2 protein-coding genes and 1 pseudogene are annotated in these 21,459 nt (G+C 71.1%); all 3 read left to right on the top strand.

The genetic code is table 11. The annotated features are described in order from the left end of the window. Positions 1 to 133 precede the first annotated feature (133 nt). Entirely contained in the window at positions 134 to 1,810 is a 1,677-nt protein-coding gene (locus QH195_RS08780) for a 4Fe-4S binding protein (protein WP_280434987.1), read from the top strand. 203 nt (positions 1,811 to 2,013) lie between these two features. Beyond that, positions 2,014 to 11,463, top strand: a pseudogene (locus QH195_RS08775) (condensation domain-containing protein); the annotation flags it as partial. Between the two features lie 209 nt (positions 11,464 to 11,672). Continuing rightward, positions 11,673 to 21,459, top strand: a 9,787-nt coding sequence (locus tag QH195_RS08770; protein ID WP_280434985.1) for an AMP-binding protein, incomplete at its 3' end; no start/stop codon positions are given.

Here is a 21,459-nt window from a genome sequence, read left to right as displayed (position 1 = left end):
TCGAGGCAAACTGAAAGCGGCGTCACAATGGAGGGTGGGCCGGTGACCCCGGTCCGCACCCGATTGTCCCGCCCTGCCCACCGTGACCCGGAAGGCACCAGCCCGCACATAAGTCTCGAGGATCTGCACAAATATGGCCTACGTAATCACGCAGCGTTGTTGTAACGATGCCAGCTGCGTTTCCGAGTGCCCGGTCGACTGCATCCGCCCGACTCCGGATCAGCCGGAATTCGCCACGACCGAAATGCTCTACATCGACCCCGACACCTGCATCGACTGCGGCGCCTGTGTCGACGCGTGCCCGGTGGAGGCCATCTTCTCCGAGGACGATCTCTCCGCGTCGCTGGCCCGCTTCCGGGATATCAATGCCGCCTGGTTCGAGCGGCACCCGCTGGAATCCAACCTGGATCCGATCGCTACGCCGGTGCGCCCGCCCAAGGAGCTCGGGACATTGCGGGTCGCGATCGTCGGTGCCGGTCCGGCGGCCGCCTACGCCGCCGACGAACTGCTCCGCCGCTGCGATGTCCAGGTGGAGATGTTCGATCGCCTGCCCACGCCCTGGGGGCTGGTCCGCGCCGGAGTGGCCCCGGACCATCCCGGTACCAAAACGGTGGCCGGCATGTTCGAATCGGCGTTCCGTCGCGACACCCTGCAGTACTACCTGAACGTCGAGGTCGGCGAGCACATCAGTCACGAGGAACTGCTGGCGCACCACCACGCGGTTCTCTACGCGGTCGGTGCCTCCTCGGATCGGCGGATGGGGGTACCGGGCGAGGAGCTGCCCGGCAGCCATTCGGCCACCGAATTCGTGGCCTGGTACAACGGTCACCCCGATTACGCCGATCGCACTTTCGACCTGTCCGGGGAGCGGGCGATCATCGTCGGGAACGGCAATGTCGCGCTCGATGTGGCGCGTGTGCTCACCGTGCACCCCGACGAACTCGCCAAGACCGATATCGCCGACCACGCCCTCGCCGCGCTGCGCAACAGCAGTATCCGCGAAGTGGTGGTGCTGGGCCGGCGCGGACCGCTACAGGCCGCCTACACCTCACCGGAATTCCTGGCGCTCGCGCACCTGTCCGGGGTCGACGTGGTCATCGATCCGGCCGAGTTGAAACTCGACCCCGTCTCGCAAGCGGTGCTCGACGATCCCGAGGTCGAACCGTCGCTGCGGCTCAAGTACACGCTGGCCGAGGAATACGCCGCGAAACCGCCCGCCGAGGGCAACAAGCGGATCGTGTTCAAATACCTGGCCTCGCCCACCGCGGTTCTCGGAACCGACAAGGTGGAGGGGCTGGAGTACGCGCACAACGAGCTGGTGGATGTGGACGGCGTGCTCAACGCTCGTGCCACCGATCGCACCGGCAGCTACGACGCCTCGCTGGTGTTGCGTTCGATCGGCTACCGCGGTGAACCCGTACCGGACCTGCCGTTCGACGAAAAGCGAGCCGTGGTGCCGAACGAGCACGGCCGGGTCACCGGACCCGACGGCACGCCCCTGCCCGGCGTGTACGTCAGCGGCTGGATCAAGCGCGGCCCCCGCGGCGTCATCGGCTCGAACCGGATCGACTCCGAGGAAACCGTCGAAGCCCTCATCGCGGATTTCATGTCCGGCAGGCTGGCCGCCCCTACCGGCGATCGGGACGCACTGCGCGCCCTGGTGCAGCAACGCCAGCCGGACCTGGTGGACCGCGTCGGTTGGAAGGCCATCGATCTGGCCGAACGCGGCGCCGGGAAGGAGGCGGGCCGCCCGCGGGTCAAGTTCACCACCCGTGCCGACCTGCTCCAGGCGGCCAAAGGCAGCCAGTGATCGCGGCGTATTCGATGCGGCTGGGCTGAGCGTTCATTCCAGGCGTCGTGGGGGGGGGGCGGGGGGGGGGGGGGCGGGGGCGCCGGGCCGCCCCGGGCGGGGGGGGGGGGGGTAGGGGCGGGGGGGGGGGCCGGGGGGGGGGGGCGGCCCCCCCCCCTCCCGCCCTTTGGCTCCCGGGGGGGTTTTACCCCCCCCCGGACGAGGTGGCGATCCGCTACAACCCCACCGGCGCGCCCGCCGATCAGCGCGAGCTGACCTATCGGGAACTCGACGAGCGGTCCTCGCAGGTTGCGCGGGAACTGATCGAACGGGGAATCGGGCCGGGCGATGTGGTGGCGATCGGGATCGCGCGTAGTCCGGAATCGGTGCTGTCGGTATGGGCCGTCGCGAAAACCGGTGCGGCCCACGTCGTCATCGACCCGACCGATCCGGCCGACCGGATCGCGTATATCGCCACCGACTCGGGGGCGGCCTTCGGCCTGACCACCTCGGAATTCCGCCGGGTCCTCGGTCGTGCCCTGTACTGGATCGAACTCGATGATCCGGTCCAGGCCGACCGGATCGCCCGGCGGCCCCGCCACCCCATCTCCTACGCCGACCGGATCCGGCCGCTCGACGAGTGGCATCCGGCGTATATCGCCTACACCCGCGGCCCCGCCGATGACGAACCTGTAGGTGTCGTGGTGCCGCACGCCGGACTCGGCGCGGTGGTCGCCGCGGTCGGCGACAGCTATGGGATATCCAGTGATTCCCAGGTCGTGCACAGCTGCCCGCCGACGGTCGATATCGCGGTGCTCGAATTACTGCTCACCTGTACCGCGGGTGCGACCCTGGTGATCGCCCCGGCCGGTGTTTCCGGCGGGCGTGAACTGGGCGAACTCATCCACCGGGAACAGGTGACCCACCTGATCACCACCGCGGCCGTCGCGGAATCGGTGGACCCCGCCGGGCTCGAAGATCTCGCGCTCGTCGCCGTCGTAGGCGACCGGAACGGATCCGCGCCCGCCGGGCGCTGGGCGGCGGAACACTGCCTCGTCACCTCCTATGGCTGTTCCGAAGCCGGGATCGTCGCCACGAGTACCGGACCGGCGCTTCCGGGTGCGGCGCGCACCATCGGTACTGCGGCGCACGGGGCCGAGCTGCTGGTTCTCGACGCCCGGTTACGGCCGGTCCCCGCGGGCGAGGTGGGCGAACTCTATCTGGCGGGAACGGTCCTGGCGCAGGGCTATTCCAATCTGCCCGCACGGAGCGCGGCACGTTTCGTGGCCGTACCCAGCGGCATGGGCAGGCCGGGCGCCCGGATGTACCGCACGGGTGACCTGGCCCGGCACGTCGAAACACCGCGGGGCCCGGAAATCGAGTTCGTGAGTCACGTCGATTCCCGGGTGGGGCCGCACGGCTCCGGACTCGGAGACACAGACAATGCGCCCGCCCGCCACGATGCCGTCGGATACGCCGTGACCGCGGGGAAGGAACTGCCGTCGGTGGCGGCGGCACCGGTATCGAATGTGGTGCCGCCCAATGAAACCTTGTCGGACTACGGCGGGCTGTCCGCTTCGCTACCCGCGTCCGATGTTCCCGCCACATTCGTGCACCTGGACGATATCCCGCTGACTCCCGCAGGCGGACTCGACCATCGCGGTGGGCTGCCGGCGTCGCTGTTCCAGCAGCCGGCTGCCCATCCCTCGGCCCGCGGGCACGCCGCCACGGTGACCGGGGCCGACACGGTATCCGAAACGGAGTTCGTCGCCCGCGGACGCCCCGCGACTCGGTGGCAGCTGGAACCGCCGGGCAACCCGGAGCCATCGGGCGTCCCGGAACTGCCGAGCGGTGCTGACGTGCCGGCCGGTTCAGCCCTGGCGGACGGCAGCGGGTCGGTGGCCGGCGGGGGACGGCCGGGCTACGCCGGGACGTGGGCCGAGACGGGAGCCGGGGGCGCGTACGAGGTCCCGCTGACTCCCGTCCTCGACCGCTACCTGGCCGCCGGGGTGTTTCCGGGATTCGCGCAGAGCGTGGTGCTGTCGCTGCCGGAAGGTATCGATCGCGCCGGCCTGGCCGCCACCGTCGGCGCGGTACTGGCCCGGCACGATATGTTGCACGCCCGGGTGGTGGCCGAGGGCGACCGATACCGCTTCGAGGTGCCCGATCATCTGCCGGCGGCGCTGATATCCGAGGTCGAGGTTCCGGGGGACCGCGGCGGTACCGGGTCGGCCGACATCGTCCGGGCGGCGACCAATTCCGCTGTGGCGCAATTGGACCCGCTGGGTGGCCGGATGGTCGCTGCCACCTGGCTCCGCCGACCCGGCGCGCGGGATGCGCTGCTGCTGGCGATGCACGAGTACGTCGTGGACGCGGCGTCCTGGCGTATCGTCATCGGCGATCTGGCCCGGGCCTGGGATCGGATAGCTTCCGGCCGGGACGTCGAACTCCCGCCCACCGGGGTGTCGTTCCGGAACTGCACGCATACGCTGGCCACCACGGATCGGGCAAGCGAAAACGCCTACTGGCGCAGTGTCCTGGCCACGCCCGACCCGCTGATCGGTGCCCGCGCGGTGGACCCCGCCACCGATACCCACGCGGCGGTGTGCCGGTTCGCGGTCGAGGTTCCGGCCGAGATCGCCGGGAAGGTCCGGGCCGAGCTGCCGGACCGGTACGGTACCGGTGCCGTTGATCCGCTGGTGGCTGCGCTGGCGTTGGCGGTGCGGACTTGGCGGTTACGGCGCGGGGTGGACTGTGCCGTAACCCGGATCCGGCTCGCGGGCGACAGCCGCTCGTCGTCCGTACTGTCCGATGCCGATCTCGGCCGGACCGTCGGCCGATTCAGCACCGAATACCCCGTGGCTCTGGACCTGTCCGGTATCCCCGCGGATGCGGCATTACGTGGTGGCGGCGAAACCGCCGCGCTGGTGCAGACCGTATGCGAGCAGCTCGGCGCGGTGCCGGACGGGGGAACCGGTTTCGGCTCGCTGTACCGGCCGGCCCCCGGCGAGCCCGGCGCGGCACCCGCGCAGATCGGCTTCACCTGCCGCGCTGGGGGAGTGGCCGAGCGAACCGGCCCGGCCTGGTCACCGACCGATGAGCTGGGCGATTTCCCGGCCGAACCCGATCCCGGTATGCCGGTGGACCTGGTCGTCGATATCGACGCCGCCGTCCGAGCCGACGGTGCGATGACCGTGGTGTTCGGTTATCTCGCGGATATCCTCGACGAATCCGCGGTCCGTGAGCTGGCCGGTGACTGGCTGGCCGCGCTACGCGCGCTGGCCCGGCACGCCGGAGGCCCTGCCGCGGGTGGGTTCGATTCGCCGCTGATACCAGTGGCGGACGCGGAGCTGGAGGCATGGCGGGCGGTACACCCGCGCCTGGTGGAGGTGCTTCCGCTGGGGCCGCTGGGCACCGGACTGTTCTTCCGTTCCCAGCTCACCGCGGACGGTTCCGGTGCCGGCGCGATGTTGTTCGCGCTGGAACTGGGCGGTGTTCTCGATCTCGACCGCCTGCACAGTGCCGCGCAGGCGCTCGCCGACCGGCATCCGGCGCTGCGTTCGGTATTCACCACCGGGGCCGACGGGACCCCGGTGCAGTTGGTCATCGAAACCGCCGAGGTGCCGTGGCGGGTGGTCGACGATGTCGGCGACTACGAGATGGCCGAACTGCTGGCCGCCGAACATCGCGCCGGGTTCGCCGTGGACAGCGCGCCACCCTTGCGGTTCACGGTCTATCGCACGGTAACCGGGCGTACGCATTGCGTTCTGGTCGCGCACCCGCTGCTGTTCGACACCGGGTCGGCGGCGATTCTGCTGCGCGATCTGCTGACCCTGTACGCGCTGCACGGCGACGGGGCGGCACTGCCCGAGCCGCCGGCCTATCGCGAATACCTCCGGTGGCGCGGGCACGGCGACGCCGAGGCCGCTCGCGCGCGCTGGTCGGAGGTACTGCGCGGAGCCCGGCCCACCGAACTCGCCGCGGTACTCTCCCCGCCGGCGGAGCCGGACAGCGGGTACGGAGAAACGACGCACGCGCTCGGCGAGGAGGAGACAGTCGCGATGGCCGCCTACGCGGTGGCCTCCGGTGTCACGGTCGAAACCGTGATGCGGGCGCTGTGGGCGCTGGTCCTGGCGAGTCTTACCGGCCGCGCGGATATCGTCTTCGGCGCCGTCGTACCGGTCCGGCCGCGAGAGCTGGGCGGATCGGATCGGATGGCGGGGCTACTGGCCGATACGATTCCGGTGCGGGTACGGGTGGAGTCCGGCTGGACAGTGCGGGAACTGCTCACCAGGGTCCAGTCCGAACAGGCGACCCTGCTCGAACACCACTATCTCGATCCGGCCGGTATTCCACCGGGAGCCGCCCACCTTTTCGATACCGTGCTCGCCTTCGACCCCGACCCGGTGGACGCGGCCGGGTTGTGCGCCGCGGCCGGTGCGCTCGACGGTCTGGAGGTCGTCGATCTCACCACCCGGATCGACAGTCACTACCCGGTGACCCTGGTGGTGGAGTCGAGTGACCGGTTGCTGCTTCGGCTGTGTTACCGCCGCGACACTGTCGCCGAACTCTCCGCGCAGGCACTCTCGGGGCTGCTGCGGGCGCTCGTGGGACAGCTGCTGGCCGTACCCGCGCAGGTCTCCGTTCCGGCCGTGGGCTGGTGGCGCGCTCCCGCCGCGGTGGCCGGCCACGGTGAGCTACCCGCCGACCGGCCGCGACCCGCCACCGCGTCCCGGCGCAGCGCAGTGCTGCGCCGGGAACTCGACGACGAACTGCACGACGCACTGAATATCGCGGCCGGACACTACGATACGAACGATTTCACCGTGGTACAGGCGGCTCTGGCCGTATTGCTGGCGCGGCTGTCCGGGCACCGGGAAACCGCGGTGGGGGCCTACGCGACCAAGGGGTCCGCGGCGGGACTTTCGGTCCTGCACACCGAAGTGAACCCGGCGGACGGTTTCGACGCGCTACTGGTCGAGGCCAGGGAAGCCGGTGCCGCGGCCCTGGGCACGGCCGGCCGGGGCAGCGAACGGCTCGTCCATTTGATCGACACCCTCCGCACGGTGGCCGGCCGGCCACCCTTCCGCGTTCTGCTCTCGACCGACAGTGAACCCGCCGAGCTGCCGGAGAAACTGGATCTTCGCGTCGACCTGGTGGCCGTCGGGGCCGGCGCCACCCTCACCTTCACCTACGCCCGCGACCTGTTCGACGCGCCGACCGTCGGAGATCACGCCGACCGGCTGCTCCGCATCCTGAGCGCCGTGGCCGCCGACCCCGGTGTCGTCGTGGGGGATATCGACCTGCTCTTCCCCGGGGAACGCGAACTCGTACTGCGCGAATGGAACAGCTCCGGCGCCGCGGTGCCACCGGTGACACTGGTCGATCTGATCGAGGCCCGCGCGCGCCTGGACCCGGCGGCCCCGGCCGTGCGATCCGGCGACGTGGTACTGCGTTTCGACGAACTGCTCGACCGCTCCTACCGGGTGGCCCGCGTTTTGATCGAGGCGGGAGCCGGCCCGGAAACCCTGGTGGCGGTGGCCGTTCCGCGGACCGAGGAACTGCCGGTCGCCCTGCTGGGTGTACTGCTGGCCGGTGCCGCGTACCTGCCGATCGACACCGCACTGCCCTGGCCGCGACCCCTGCTTTCCGAAACGCGGCCGGTCGCTGTGCTCACCACCGAGGCGATGCGGAACGCGGCACCCGCCGGCCTTCCCGTGGTGACCGTGGAAGAAACCGCCCACCACACCGCGGATCCGGTCACCGATGCCGACCGGCGTGCGCCACTGCGGCCCGGGAACCTGATCTGTGCCGCGCACACCTCGGGCCCCACCGGCTACGCGGGCGTAACTCATCGCAATGTGGTGGAGCTGTTCGCGAACACCCAACTGCTGTTCGATTTCGACGACGCCGATGTATGGGCGCTGTTCCACCCCGTCACCTCCGACTTCTCGGTTTGGGAGCTGTGGTGTGCTCTCGCCGGCGGTGGCTGCGTGGTGGTGGTCGACGAGACGACCGCAGACTCGCCGGAGCGCTTCCGCGAACTACTGGTACGCGAGCGGGTCACGGTGATCGGCCAGACGCCCTCGGCGTTCTACCGGTTCGCCGAGGCCGACCGGGACGCGTATGCCGCCGGTGACAGCGCTCCACCCGCCCTGCGGTATGTGGTGCTGGGCGGTGAGGCACTCGATCTGCGCCGGCTGCGCCCTTGGTACGAGCGGCACGGTGCCTCCGCGGGCGGCGAAGGGAACGCGCCGTGGGTGGTGAATATGTACGGCACCACCGAAACCACCGTGCACGCCTCGTACCTGACCTTGGACGAGCATCTGGTCGACAATCCGGCCAGTGTTGTCGGACGCGCACTGCCGGGCCTGGACGCGCTCGTCCTGGACGATCGGCTACAGCCCGCGCCGGTGGGCGTACCCGGCGAGATCTACGTGGCGGGTGCCCAATTGACCCGCGGCTACCTGGACCGGCCCGGATACACCGCGACCCGGTTCGTGGCCGACCCCTTCGGTGCGCCGGGGTCGCGGATGTACCGTTCCGGGGATTTCGGGCGGTGGGCCGGGTTCGCCGGGCGTGCCAATCTGGAGTACACCGGTCGCCGGCCGCAGGCCGGGCTGGAAGCGGTTGATGGGGTGCGGCCAGAACCTGCCGACGAACGTGCACCCTATACGGAACCCGCAGGTCGTACGGAAGCCGTTGTCGCCGAGGTGTTCACCGAGCTGCTCGGCCACGACCGGATCGGCGCGGACGACGACTTCTTCGCCCTCGGCGGCAATTCGCTGCTGGCGAGCCGGGCGGTGGCCCGCATCAACGAGACACTGGGTGCCGATCTCACCCTGCGCGCGGTATTCGACGCTCCCGTTGTTTCCGCGCTGGCCGCCCGGGTGGTACCCGGGGCGGCCCGGACGACGCAGCGGCCGTCCCTGGGCCGGGCCGACCGGCCGGAACGGATTCCGCTCGCGCCCAACCAGCACCGGATATGGCTGCGTGGCAGGGCCGACCCGGGCGCGCACAATATCGTGCTGGCCGTAGGGCTCACCGGTGCGCTCGACACCTCGGCGCTGCGGTACGCGATCTCGGATGTCCTGGAACGACACGAACCGCTGCGCACCCGCTACCCGGCAGGTCCGGACGGGTTGCCGTATCAGGAGATCCTGCCGGTGGCCCAGGTGCTGCGCGGCGGTCTCGAGCTCGCGGACACCGACGACGTCACCGGCCGGATCGCCGAATTACGCGCCACCGCTTTCGATATCACCGCCGCGGCGCCGATCCGCGGGCTGCTGCTCGCCACCGGTGACGACGAACACGTCCTCGCTCTGGTCGCGCACCGGATCGCCGCGGACGGTGCATCGCCGGCGCCGTTGATGCGGGATCTGATGACCGCGTACCTGGCGCGGGTGAGCGGGGAATCACCGCGCTGGTCGCCGCTGTCGGTGCAGTACGCGGACTACGCGATCTGGCAGCGCGCCCTGCTCGGCGAAGAAGGCGACGAGACATCCGTCGCAGCGCAGCAATTGGATTACTGGCGGGAACAGTTGCGCGGCGCGACCGGGGGCAGCGAGCTGCCCGCGGACCGGCTGCGCCCCGAACGGATGTCGCTACCCGACGCGGCAACCGATTTCGTCCTCCCCGCGCAGGTACATCGGTCGCTGGACGCACTGGCCGAGGAGCGCGGCGCCACTCTTCTCCTGACCTTGCATGCGGCGGTGACCGCGCTGCTGCATCGGCTCACGGGCGCCGGTGATATCGCGGTCGGCCGCCGGATCGCCGGTCGCGACGAACCGGCACTTGCCGAACTGGTCGGCCGGTTCGCGAATACGGTCGCCGTGCGAACCCGGGTACGAGCCACCCAGACATTCACCGAACTCCTGGACCGCACCCGGGAAACGAATCTGGCGGCATCCGCCAACGCCGATGTTCCGTTCGAACAGGTCCGTGAGGCGGTAACCCCCGCGCGCCAACCGCTGTTCGGTGTGTTGGTGTCGCAACTCGACGAGCCTGCCGTCGTGAACCTTCCCGGGCTCGCGGTCCGCGGATTGGATCACGGCATCTCGGACGTGGAGGTCGATCTGCGCATCGATCTGGATCCGCGCCTCGACAACGACGGATCCCCCGGCGAGCTCCGGATCACGCTGGCGTACCGCACCGATCTGTTCGACGAGGAGACGGTGCTCTCGTTCGGCGAGCAGCTGACCCGAATCCTCACCGCGGTTGCCGCGGAGCCGCGGACGCGGGTGGGCGAAATCGATCTCACCGGCGACTCCGAATACACGCTCGCCGCCGAACCGGCCGATACAGCGGACGTCGCGCCTGCCGCCGGATCGGCTGTCCCACCGGGCCTGCCGGGCACTACGCCCGGCGGCCGAGCAGATGGTCCGGCAGGTTCGAGGCATATCGCGGCAGGTGGTACGGACGCTGCACGGGATACGGGAGACATCCCGCGTGCGGCCGAATGGGTCGATCCGGTGGGCGCGACCGGCCCCGCTGCCGAACCTGTTGTCGAGGCAAGTCCCCTGGGACCCGGGGCGTTCGTCGAGACCGCTGTGGCGGCGGGAAGTACGGCGCCTGCTGCTGATCGGTCCGGCCGGGGAAGCACAGCCGGCCATGCCACCGCTGCCGGAGTGGATTCGCCGGAGACCGCCTCGGCCGCCGAGGCCGATGTTGTGGCGGGTACAGGAAACGGGGTGCCCGCCGCCGAACCGGTCGGTGCGCGGGATGCCGTCGGCCATACCGACGTCGACGAATGGGCGGGTTCGGCGGGAGCCCTGTCGGTCGGCGACGCCTTCGGCCCGCCGCATACGACGGATGCCGTATTCGCGCCCGGACCGGTGGTTCCGGCAGCGACCGCAGGAGTCGCGCTCGCCCGGACCCTTGCCGTCTCCGTGGAAGACGACCCGGCAGGACCGGCGGTGGTCCGCGGCGACGAGGTGATGACCTACCAGGAACTGGATACCCGATCGTCCCGGCTGGCGCGAGCCCTGATCGCCCGTGGGTGCGGCCCGGGAACCGGGGTGGTGACCGCGCTCGAGCGCGGTATGGACGCGGTGGTGGCCACCTGGGCGGTACTCAAAGCCGGTGCGGCACTGGTGCCCGCCGACGCCGTATCGGTGGCGGCGACCGCGGGTCTGGTGGTGGAGGTCGGGCTGGCGGTGGCCGCGCCCCCGCGGACTCCGGATGCGGAGTGGTTGGTACTGGACGATCCCGCGGTGCGTTCCGAGATCGGCCGCCAGTCCCCGCGGCCGGTCACCCACGCGCACCGGATCCGGCCGCTGCGCGGCGGTGATCTCGTGGTGGTGGACGTTACCGGCCGGCGGGTGACCTACGACCGATTGGCGACCGCGGTAGCGCGGGTACACGCCGCCACCGAGTTGACCTACGAGGCCAGGACATACGGTTACGGCCGCGGCGACGGTCCCGCCGCGGTGACCGAGATCGTGGCGGCGGGCGCCGCGGGTGCCTCGGTGGTACTGCTCCCCGGCAGCCCCCGGAATGTGACTCCCGCCGAGGAATGGATCACCCATCTCTGGTCCGACGGCGAGGGACTCGCGGTTCTCGATCGCGGTTCACTGCACGACCTCACGGCACTGATCCTGGCGGACGACGGCCGGCCCGGACCGGCCTGGGACGGGGTCCCCTGCGTGCTGGACCCGCCGGCTCTGTTCGGCTGACGGTCCGCCGGTTCGGCTACGGTCACCGGATGGTCGAACCGGGGCCGGGGCGGTAACCTGCCGGGTGCCATACCGGGGACCGGCGCGTTGTGGCAGGCTGCCACCATGCCGCGGCCACGGTCGGCGCGGCGGTGAAGTGCGATAGGCAGGCGAGGCGGACAGATGGATGCGGTAGTCGGTCAGCGGTATGACCACCTACGGAGCGCAGCATGACGCGGCCGGTCCGGACCAGACCGCAGCGAACCCGGCGGCCCCGCGTGACCACTCTGCCGCAACTGATCGCCAATGCCGTCGAAACCAATCCCGATGGCGTCGCACTCGTCCTCGCCGACGGTACCGGGCCACTGGAACAGGTCGGTTACGCCGATCTGGACGCCTGGTCCAGCCGGTTGGCCCGAGCGCTGATAGCCCGCGGTATCGGCCCGGAGGACCTGGTAGCGGTGGCCATTCCGCGTTCGCTGGACGCGGTTCTCGCGGTATGGGCGGTGGCCAAGACCGGTGCCGGGTTCGTCCCGATCGACCCGGCCTATCCACCGGCCTGGGTCGCGCACCTGCTCGTCGACGCCGGTGCCGTCTACGGCCTGGCGGTGTCCTGGGTGCGCAACGAACTGCCGGAAGAAATCGAATGGTTGCAGGTCGACACGGTCGATACCGCCCGTTCGCTGGAGCAGTTCTCCGCCGACGCGGTCACCTACGCCGACCGGGTCCGTCCGCTGCGCGCCGAACATCCCGCCTACGTCACCTATGTCGCCGACGGTGAGACCCTGCCGGACGGGGTCGTGGTGACCCAGGCCGGACTGTCCGGTCTCTGTAGCGAACAGCAGGGCCGCTACCGGGTGGAACCCGATGACCGCACACTGAACTTCGCCCCGCTGCCCTCGGATTCGTCGGTACTGGAACTGCTGCTGGCGCTGGGCGGCGCGGCGACCATGGTCGTGGTGTCGCCGCTGGTCTCGCGGGCCGACGAACTGGCGGCACTGCTGCGGCGCACCGGCGTGACCCATGCCTACCTGCCCGCCGACGCTTTGGAGCTGATCGACCCCACCGGGCTGGACGAACTGGGCGTGGTGATCGCCGGCCGGCGGCCGTGTCCGCCCGAGTCCGTACAGCGGTGGGCGATTCCGGTCACCGGTGGTTCGCCCCGGGCCCTCTACCAGGGGTACGGCCCGGCCGAGGTCACCGTGATGACCGGTATCAGCTCACCGCTGACTCCGGGCGGCCCGCCGACCCTCGGCGCCCCGATTCGCGGGGTCACGGCGCATATTCTGGACGAGCAGCTCAACGCGGTCCCCGACGGCGCGGTGGGTGAGTTGTACCTGGGTGGTCTGCAATTGGCGCGCGGTTACCACCGCCGGCCCGGGCGGACTGCGCAACTACTGGTCGCCGACCCGTTCGCCGAGGACGGTTCCCGGCTCTACCGCACCGGTGACCTGGTGGTCCGCGGAACCGGCGGGGTCCTGGAGTATGTGGGACGGGTCGAGTTACCGGCTCTCGACGGCCCCGCCGCGATATCGCGGCTTCGCGACGAGACGGTTGCCTCCGCGGCGAGCGAGCTCCCGTTGCCGCAGGAAAACACCGCAGCGCCGAGCAGGTGGCCGGCGGATGGACCACCCGATTACGAACAGAGCCTCCCTATCCGGGACTCGGCGGACCCTGGCCGTCAGGCTCATGACGCCGATCGGCCAGGGGGCGCATTCGAGCCATCCGGGCCGGGTTTCGAACCCGGCACATCCGCGCCACCGGCAACGGATCTCGGACCGAGTAGTCCGCCGGACCCGGTATCCCCGGAGCGTGGCTTCGGCGGTAACACCGATCAGCCGTTCCCGGACTCCATACCGGAGAAGGGCAGCCGGCTGGCCTCCGAACAGCGGGATATGGAGCTGCGGGGCCGCGGCTACCTGGAGATGCCCGACCGTCAGCACACGCTGTCGGGCCGTGGTTCCCGGGGCGAGGCGCAGCCTTTCGAATCGCCGGCCGCCGATTCGCCCGGCCCCGGGCTGTACGACACCCCGGAAGCAGCAGCACGCGGTGCGGCCGAACAGGCAGACCACCTGGACTTCGCCGATTCGGGATTGTCCGATCCGGAATTCGCCGCGTCCCCCGACCGGCACCGGCTCGGGGACCCGACCGACGACTGGCTACGTAGCGGTCAGCAACTCCCTGGACCGCCGGGTGGCCCGGATGATCCCGGGGACCGGTTCGCCGGCGCTGCGGACCCGTGGCCGGGTGCCGCGGATCGACTGCCCGGCGCGCCGACCCGATCGCCGGGCAGCGCCGGCGCTCTCCCGGTTCGGAGCACCTCCGCGTCCATCCCCAGTGACGCCACCGCCTTCTACGAGAACCCACTCTCCGCCGAACAGGAACCGGACCACTCCGCGCAGCCACTGTCGAGCCGGCCGGACTGGGCGGCACCACCCGCCTGGTCCGCGGAAACGGAGCTGCCGAGCCGCTCCGCCGGCGGACCGGCGACTCCGTCCGACCCGGGCGGCGGGGCGGACGAGACCCGGCCGACCGGGCCGCCGACCGTCGTGGACCGTCCCGCCACCATCCCGCTCTCACCCGGGCAGCGGCGGTTGTGGGAACACAACCAGAGCTCACCCGGTACCGCCGTCGAAACGATCACCGCGGCGATGCGCCTGACCGGAAACCTGGACGACACGGCCATGCAGGCCGCCGTCGCCGATGTGGTCGACCGGCACGAAACCCTGCGGACCGTCTACCCGGCGACCGGCGGCGAACCGCAGCAAGTGGTCCTGCCCCGCGAACAGGCCGTGCCCGAAGTGGTCGCCGAACCGGTACCCGCCGCGGGCCTGGCCGAATGGCTGCACGCGTTGTCGCAGACCGATTTCGACGCCGCCGACCCCGAGCAGGTCCCGGTACGGTTCGCGCTGGCCGAGCTGGGTCCGCGGGAACATGTGGTCGCGGTGGTGATCCACCGGATTCTCGCCGACGACGTCTCGGCCGGGCTGCTGTTACGGGATCTGCTGCGGGCATTCCTCGGCCGGCGCAACCGGTCGCGGCCGCTGTGGCAGCCGCTGTCGATCCAATACCTCGACTATTTCCTCGGGCGCCGCGCCGAACTCGGCGATATCACCGACCCGGGTTCACTCGCCGCCCGGCGGCTCGCGTACTGGCGCGACTACCTGGCCGAACTGCCCCCGCGGCTGGAATTCCCGGCCGATACCACGGCCGGTGCCACCGGCGAAGGGGTACACCCCTTCGATATCGGCACCCGCACCCATCGCCGGATCGCCGAAATCGCCCAGCGGGCCGGCACCTCCGAGTTCATCGTGCTGCGGGCGGCGTTCGCGGTGCTGCTGGCCCGTTCGGCGGCGGTCGCCGATATCGTGCTCGGCAGTTCCGTGCGGGGAAGTGACGAACGCGAACTCGACGACGCGATCGGGCCCTACGCCAACACCGTCGTACTGCGCACCCGTATCGATCCGGCCGAATCCTTTCTGGACCTGGTGCAACGGGTCGCGGAATCCGATCGCCGTGCCTTCGCGAACGCGGATCTGCCGTTCGAACTGCTCACCGAGGCACTCGGTATCGACGGCCCCCTCTTCGACGTGGCGATCGCGCTGCGGCACAACGATATCCCGCGGCTGGAAATGCCGAGTCTGGCCACCGAACCCGTCGAGGTTCCCGCCGCACCGGCCGGTGCTGCCCTACGGCTGGTCATCGACCCGCACCGGGCACCCGACGGCTCCCCGGACGGAATCGCGGCCGCATTCCGCTTCGCGGCGGAGCAGATCGGGCGCACCGCCGTCGCGGAGGTCGCGCGGCGGTTCCAGCGGGTGCTCACGGTCGCCGGCGGCGACCCGGACGGCCCGGTCGGCGATATCGATCTGCTCTCGCGTGCCGACCTGGACCGGCTGCTGGTGGTGTGGAACGACACCCGCTATCCGGTGGCGCCGGAACTCCTGCTCGACGGCTACCGCCGCACCGTCGCCATCCGCCCCGATACGGTGGCCGTGGCCGATTCGGAAACCGAACTGAGCTACCAGGAATTCGACGGGCGGGTCAACCGGCTGGCGCGCCGGTTGATCGAAGCCGGGGTCGGCGCGGAAACGGTGGTGGGAATCGCGACCCGCTACACACCCGACCTCGTGGTCGCGATCTACGCCGTGCTCACCGCGGGCGGCGCCTACCTGCCGCTGGACCCGCGCGATCCGGCGCACTGGACCGCGCAGGTCCTCGATACCGCCGCACCGGTTCTGGTCCTGGCCGACCGCGCGAGCGAATCCCGGGCCGCGGAGGCCCTGCGCGCGAGCCGGCAATCCGCGCCCGTTCTCCTGGTCGATTCCGGTGAACTCGGGCAGTACTCCGCCGAACCGGTGCGGTCGGCGGAACTGGTCCGGCCGCCGCGGCCCGGTAACGCGGCCTGCGTGATGTGTGTATCCGCGGCCGGGGACGGACCCGAACTCGCGGTCCTCTCGCATACCGCCCTCAACAACCAGATCACCTTGATGCTCGCCCAGACCCCGCTGGGCTTCACCGATGTGTACCTGCAGCGCAACGCGGCCACCGCCGCGACCTCCATATGGGGTTTCTTCCTACCGCTGCGCGCCGGTGCCGAACTGGTGCTGACCGGCCCCGCGAATGCCCGCCGGATCGCCGAAGCCGTTACCGCCCACGGGGTTACCGTCACCGATTTCGGACCGGCCGAACTCGCCGAATTCGCTCAACTCATCGACCCCGATCGAGTGGGCAGCCTGCGCGAGATCTTCGTGACCGGCGAACCGCTGTCGCCGGAGATCGTCTCCGCGCTGCGCGCCCGATGCGGCGCCCAGGTGCACAACCTGTACGGGACCTGCGAAACCGCGGTATCGGTCACCTCCTGGCCGGCCGCCGGATCGGCCGAACGGTCGGTGCCGATCGGCCTGCCGCAGTGGAACACCCGCGTGTACGTCCTGGATTCCCGCCTGCGCCCGGTTCCGCCGGGAGTGCCCGGCGAACTGTATCTCGCCGGGGACCAGCTGGCCCGCGGTTACGCGAGCCGGGCGGCACTGACCGCAGACCGCTTCGTAGCCAACCCGTTCGGATACGGCCAGCGCATGTACCGCACCGGTGACCTGGTGCTGTGGCGCGACGCGACCCACACCACACCGCAGCGCCTGGACCTGCTCGGTCGCACCGACCACCAGATCCGGTTCCGCGGCCACCGCATCCGGCCGCACGTCCTCGCGGCAGCACTGCGCACGCTGCCCGGGATCGCCGATGCCGCGGTCCTGGCGCGCACCGTCGCCGCGGGCAGCGACCCGACCGCCCCGGGCAGCCGGTTGGCGGCCTACGTGGTGCCCGAACCCGGCACCGATCCAGACCTCGATCAGGTCCGGGCCGCACTTGCCCGGCTGCTACCGGCCGCCCTGCTGCCGGTGGCGTTCCAGACGGTCGAACGGATTCCGTCGAACTCCGGCGGCGAACCCGATCTCGCCCTGCTACCGGACCCCGACCTGGTTCCGGTGCTCACCACCGCACTCGAATCGAGTCCGCTGGAATCCGCCGCGCACCTGGACAGCCGCGGCGCAGGAACCGATACCGGTTATCGCGCTTCGGCCGCAGACCTGACCGGACGTTCGGGTGGCGGCTCTGCAGATGTCGATATCGTCGGCGCTGCCGGTCGCGGGTCCGTGGCCGGTGGTACCGGTGCACGGACTGCGGATGCCGACGCGGTCGGTGCTGCCGGTGTTCGGTCCACGGCTGCGGACGGCGTTCGTGACGCCGGTGATGGAATCGCGGCAGCGGATTCGACCGGCGGTGCGGGTCCGGGGACTGCGGACGTTGATCCGGTCGGTGGTATCGGCGCCCGAGCCACGGCCATGGTCGATCATGCCGGTGGAAACCCTGCGGCCGGCGATATCGTCGGTGCTGCCGGTCGCGGGTCTGCGGCTGCCGACGGTTCCGCCGGTGCGCCCGGGGTTGCGGAGGACGGCGGCCGCCGTATCGGTGTCGGAACCGCCGGTGGTGCGAATGCATCCGGTGATCCGGCTATCCGGGCTGCGGCCGCAGATATGGGCGATGGTGCGGCTTCCGGGTTCGCGGAAACCGAGGTAGTCGGTCGCGCGGACACCCGGTCGGTCGGCAGCGCGGCTACCGCGCCAGAGATCGGTGCGGGTACCCGGCCGGGAGACGGCGTTTCCGGTGCCGACCCGGGTGTCCCGGAGATCGAGGGTATCGGCGGTGCCGGTGCGCGTTCCGGGGGCGGCACGGTCCACGGCGCGCAGCCCGGCGAGGGCGATACTCCGGCAGTCGGTGCGGAGATTTCCCCGGACGCGCGTGACACGGCGGTTCCCGAACCGCAGCGAGCGCCGGTGGCCGAGGGCGAGAGTTCCGTTGGCTCCGAGGTTTCCGGTGAACTCCCGCCGACCCCGACGGTGATCCGTCTCCTCGATAATCCGCTGCCGGGGGTCGAAGTCCGGTCGATCGTGCTGGACCTGCCCGCCGACCGGCCGCTCGATCACACCGAAGCAGTGGTTCGTGCGCTGGTCACCCGGCATCCGATGCTGTCGGCCCGGCTCGACAGCAGTGATCGGTCGCCCACCCTGTGGATTCCGCCGCGTGAGCAGCGCGGCGACCGGCAGTACTGGTGGCTCGATGCCGAATCCGGCGAGAACACGGTCGCGACCGACGATGTGGTGCAGGCAGCCGCGGACGCCCTCGACCCGGCGAGTGGTCGCAATATCCATTTCGTGGTCACCGGCGCGGAATCGGCGCGGCGCCTGGTGGTCGTGGCGAACGGTCTCGTGGTCGACGACCGGTCCTGGCGGGTGATCGTCGATGAACTGATCGCCGGCGATACCGGGCCCGCGGTCTCGGAAACGCGGCTGCCGCAGCTCGTACAGGCTCTCGATCAGCGCGCTCGGTCCATCGATCTCCTCGACGAGGCCGGCTGGTGGCGCCGGAATCTGGCAGGCGCTCGGACCGCGGGGTCCCTGGGGACCGTTGATCTCCGGGCCCGGCGCCGGGTATCGCTGGCCATCACCGCCGAAGGCACCGCCGCCGTGACCGCCGCCGCCGACGCCTACCAGGCCACCGTGCCCGAGGTACTGCTGACCGCGGTCGCGATCGCGCTGCGCACCGGCGAACAGGGTGCGGTGGTCCGGGCCCTGGGTTCACTGGTGCGCTGCGACGCCGATGCTCGTTCGCTGGTGAGCCGTAGCGATGATCTGGTCGGTGGGTTCGCCACCGAGTTTCCGCTTTCGGTACAGGTGGCCGATATCGATACGGCCGACGCGCTGGTCGGCGGTCCCGCCGCGGGAGTCGCGCTCACCCAGATCCGAGATCTCGTCCGCTCGGTCCCCGGCGGTGGTGCCGGGTACGCGCTGCTGCGCTATCTCAGTGCGGAGACCTCCGCCGAATTCGCCGCCGCCGATTCGGGGCGGTTCACGCTGCGCTACCGCGACCTGCGGCCCGCCCGGGTGCACACCGACGGCCCCGCCGACGGGGTACCGCTGGTCCTGACCGTCGACGTCACCGACGACGGCCTGCTGTGCCGCTTCGACTACGCCACCGAGGTTTTCGTCGGCGAAGATGTGAAAACCTTTGCCGAGCACTGGGTCCGCGCTCTCGGGGGGCTGGCCGAACACGGCCTCCGCCCGACCGCCCCCGTCGCGGCGCCGCAGCCGTATCCGCCATCCGCCGCCGGTGCGTACCCAACCGCCGGTCCCGACTCGTATGCGCCCGCGACCGATCCACACGCGACACCTGGCCTCGACCGGGACGTGCCGGCCGGGTACGAGACCGCGGCAGGCCCGAGCACACCGCCGGACCGGCAGCCGCCGGTCGATTCTCCCGCTGAGGGGTCTTCCGACGGTCGGGTACGGCAGGACGGCGGTGCGGCTTCGCAGGCACCGGCAGACCGGCATCCTCTCCCGGACCGCGATACACACGCACCAGAATTCCCTCCGGTCCCGGACGCCGAGGTCACCTCCCTGCTGCGACCGGTCACCGGCCCACAGCACCTCCCCGCCGCCGGCTCGGGTCTGCCGCAGCGTCGCCCACCGGCCGGCGACGACCCGGCCCCCGCCGCCGACGCACTCCCACAGCGGCAATCCACGCCCGCGGACCTGGATGATCGCGGGCCGGCCCCGAGTGGCCTGCCGCCGCGGCGTCGGCGTTCGCAGGAGGATTCGATGCCGTCGGAGTCGTCCGCCGGTGCCGATCTGCCGCAGCGTCGCCCCCGGATAGCGGATGACCAGGTCACGGGGACAGAAGATCAGCCCGCGGAAGCTTCCATGCCCGGCCCGACCGGCCGGCCGCAAGGCGGCGAGGAACCCGGAGACTTCGCGGATCAGGCAGGGGAGGTCCCACGTCCGGCCCTGAGCGACCTGCCGCAGCGGCGATCGCAGGATGTGCCGATCTCCTCGGATTCGTCCGCAGGTTCGGGCTTACCGCAGCGCCGCCCACAGGTCGCGGGAGCAGAAGGCCGGCGTCCGGAACCATCGATGTCCCTTTCCACCGATCCGTCCCGGGTCGGTGAGGAGCCGGGGAACATCGCGGAGTCGCGTGCGCACACTGCTGGACCGGGCTCGAGCGGCCTGCCGCAGCGGCGTCCGCGGTCGGGGGATGATTCGCCTTCGGCCGGTCCGGGCCTGCCGCGGCGCCGTCCGGCGCTAGGTGACCAGGCCGCGGAAGCCGGGGAGCAGCATCGGGAAACACCGGAGCGCGGACCCGATGCCCCGCCGCGGACCGGCGAGGAGTCGCCGGCACTGTCGCACTCGAACCTGCCGCAGCGGCAACCTCGGTTACACGATGGACCGCTGCTGCCGGAGCCGGCAGCCCCGTCGTCGTCCTCGGGGTTGCCGCAGCGCACGTCCCGCTCTGCCGAGCAGTCGGCAGGGATCGCACCTGGTACCGACGGGTTGCCGAAGCGACAGCGGTCGCAAGATGGCTCGCTCCCGTCGGATCTGCCGACCGGCTCCGGTCTGCCGCAGCGCCCGCGGCCCGAGAACGACTCCCTTTCGGCAGAGCCGGCGGTGGATTCGGGTCTGCCGCAGCAACAGTCCGGTTCGGAGGATCGCTCGCTCCCGTCGGAAACCGTGCCCGGCCCGGGTCTGCCGCAGCGACGTCCCGCGGCGGGTGACCAGTCGGCCGAAACCAGGGAAGAGCGCCCGGAATCGCCGCTGGCCGGGCTCGTCGAGGCGCCACAAGGGTCCGACGAGCCGACGGAGTTCGAGGGCTCGCACGAAGAGTCTCCCGGTCTCGGTTCGAGCGGTCTGCCGCAGCGCCGGTCGGGGTTGCGGGATAGTTCGGATTCGGCGGCTTCGTCGCTTCGGGCGAGTTTGCCGCAGCGTCGGTCGGGGCTGCGGGGTGGCCCGGATCCTTCGGATTCGGCGGCTTCGTCGCCTCCCGCTGGTCCAGCGCAGCGGTGGCCTCGACGCGGTGAGCAAGCTCCGGATACCGAGGATCAGCGCCCGGAATCGCCGCTGGGCGGGCTCGTCGGTGCGCCGCCAGTGGGCGAGGACCTCGGGGGCTCGCACGAAGAGTCTCCCGGTCTCGGTGCGAGCGGTCTGCCGCAGCGCCGGTCGGGGTTGCGGGATAGTTCGGATTCGGCGGCTTCGTCGCTTCGGGCGAGTTTGCCGCAGCGTCGGTCGGCGCTGGGGGGTGGCCCGGATCCTTCGGAGTCGGAAGGTGCGTCGCTTCCCGCCGGCCTGCCGCAGCGGCGACCGCGACCGGCCGATCACGGCGGCGACGAGGTGCGCTCGGTCACCTCTGCCCAGGACCGGCAGGCGACCGGCGCGGATCGACAAGAAGCGCCGGCCGCCGGACCGGTATCGCTGCCGCAGCGACGCCCGGTCCAGGGAGACGCGTCCGCAGATTCCGGGCTCGACCCGGAGACCGCACAGCCCACCGGGGCGCCGCGGGGTGCCCCCCCGCCCCCCCGGGGCCGCGGGGGGGGCGCCCCCCCCCCCCCCCCCCCCCCGGCCCCCCACCCCGCCGGAAAAACCCCACAAAAACACCCCACCACAGCCTCGACCACCCCGCCCCCCACGG

The sequence above is a fragment of the Nocardia carnea genome, from assembly GCF_029868855.1.
GTDB classification, from domain to species: domain Bacteria; phylum Actinomycetota; class Actinomycetes; order Mycobacteriales; family Mycobacteriaceae; genus Nocardia; species Nocardia carnea_A.
Note: the sequence above shows the minus strand (reverse complement) of the source record. Positions and strands in the feature narration are given on the sequence as shown.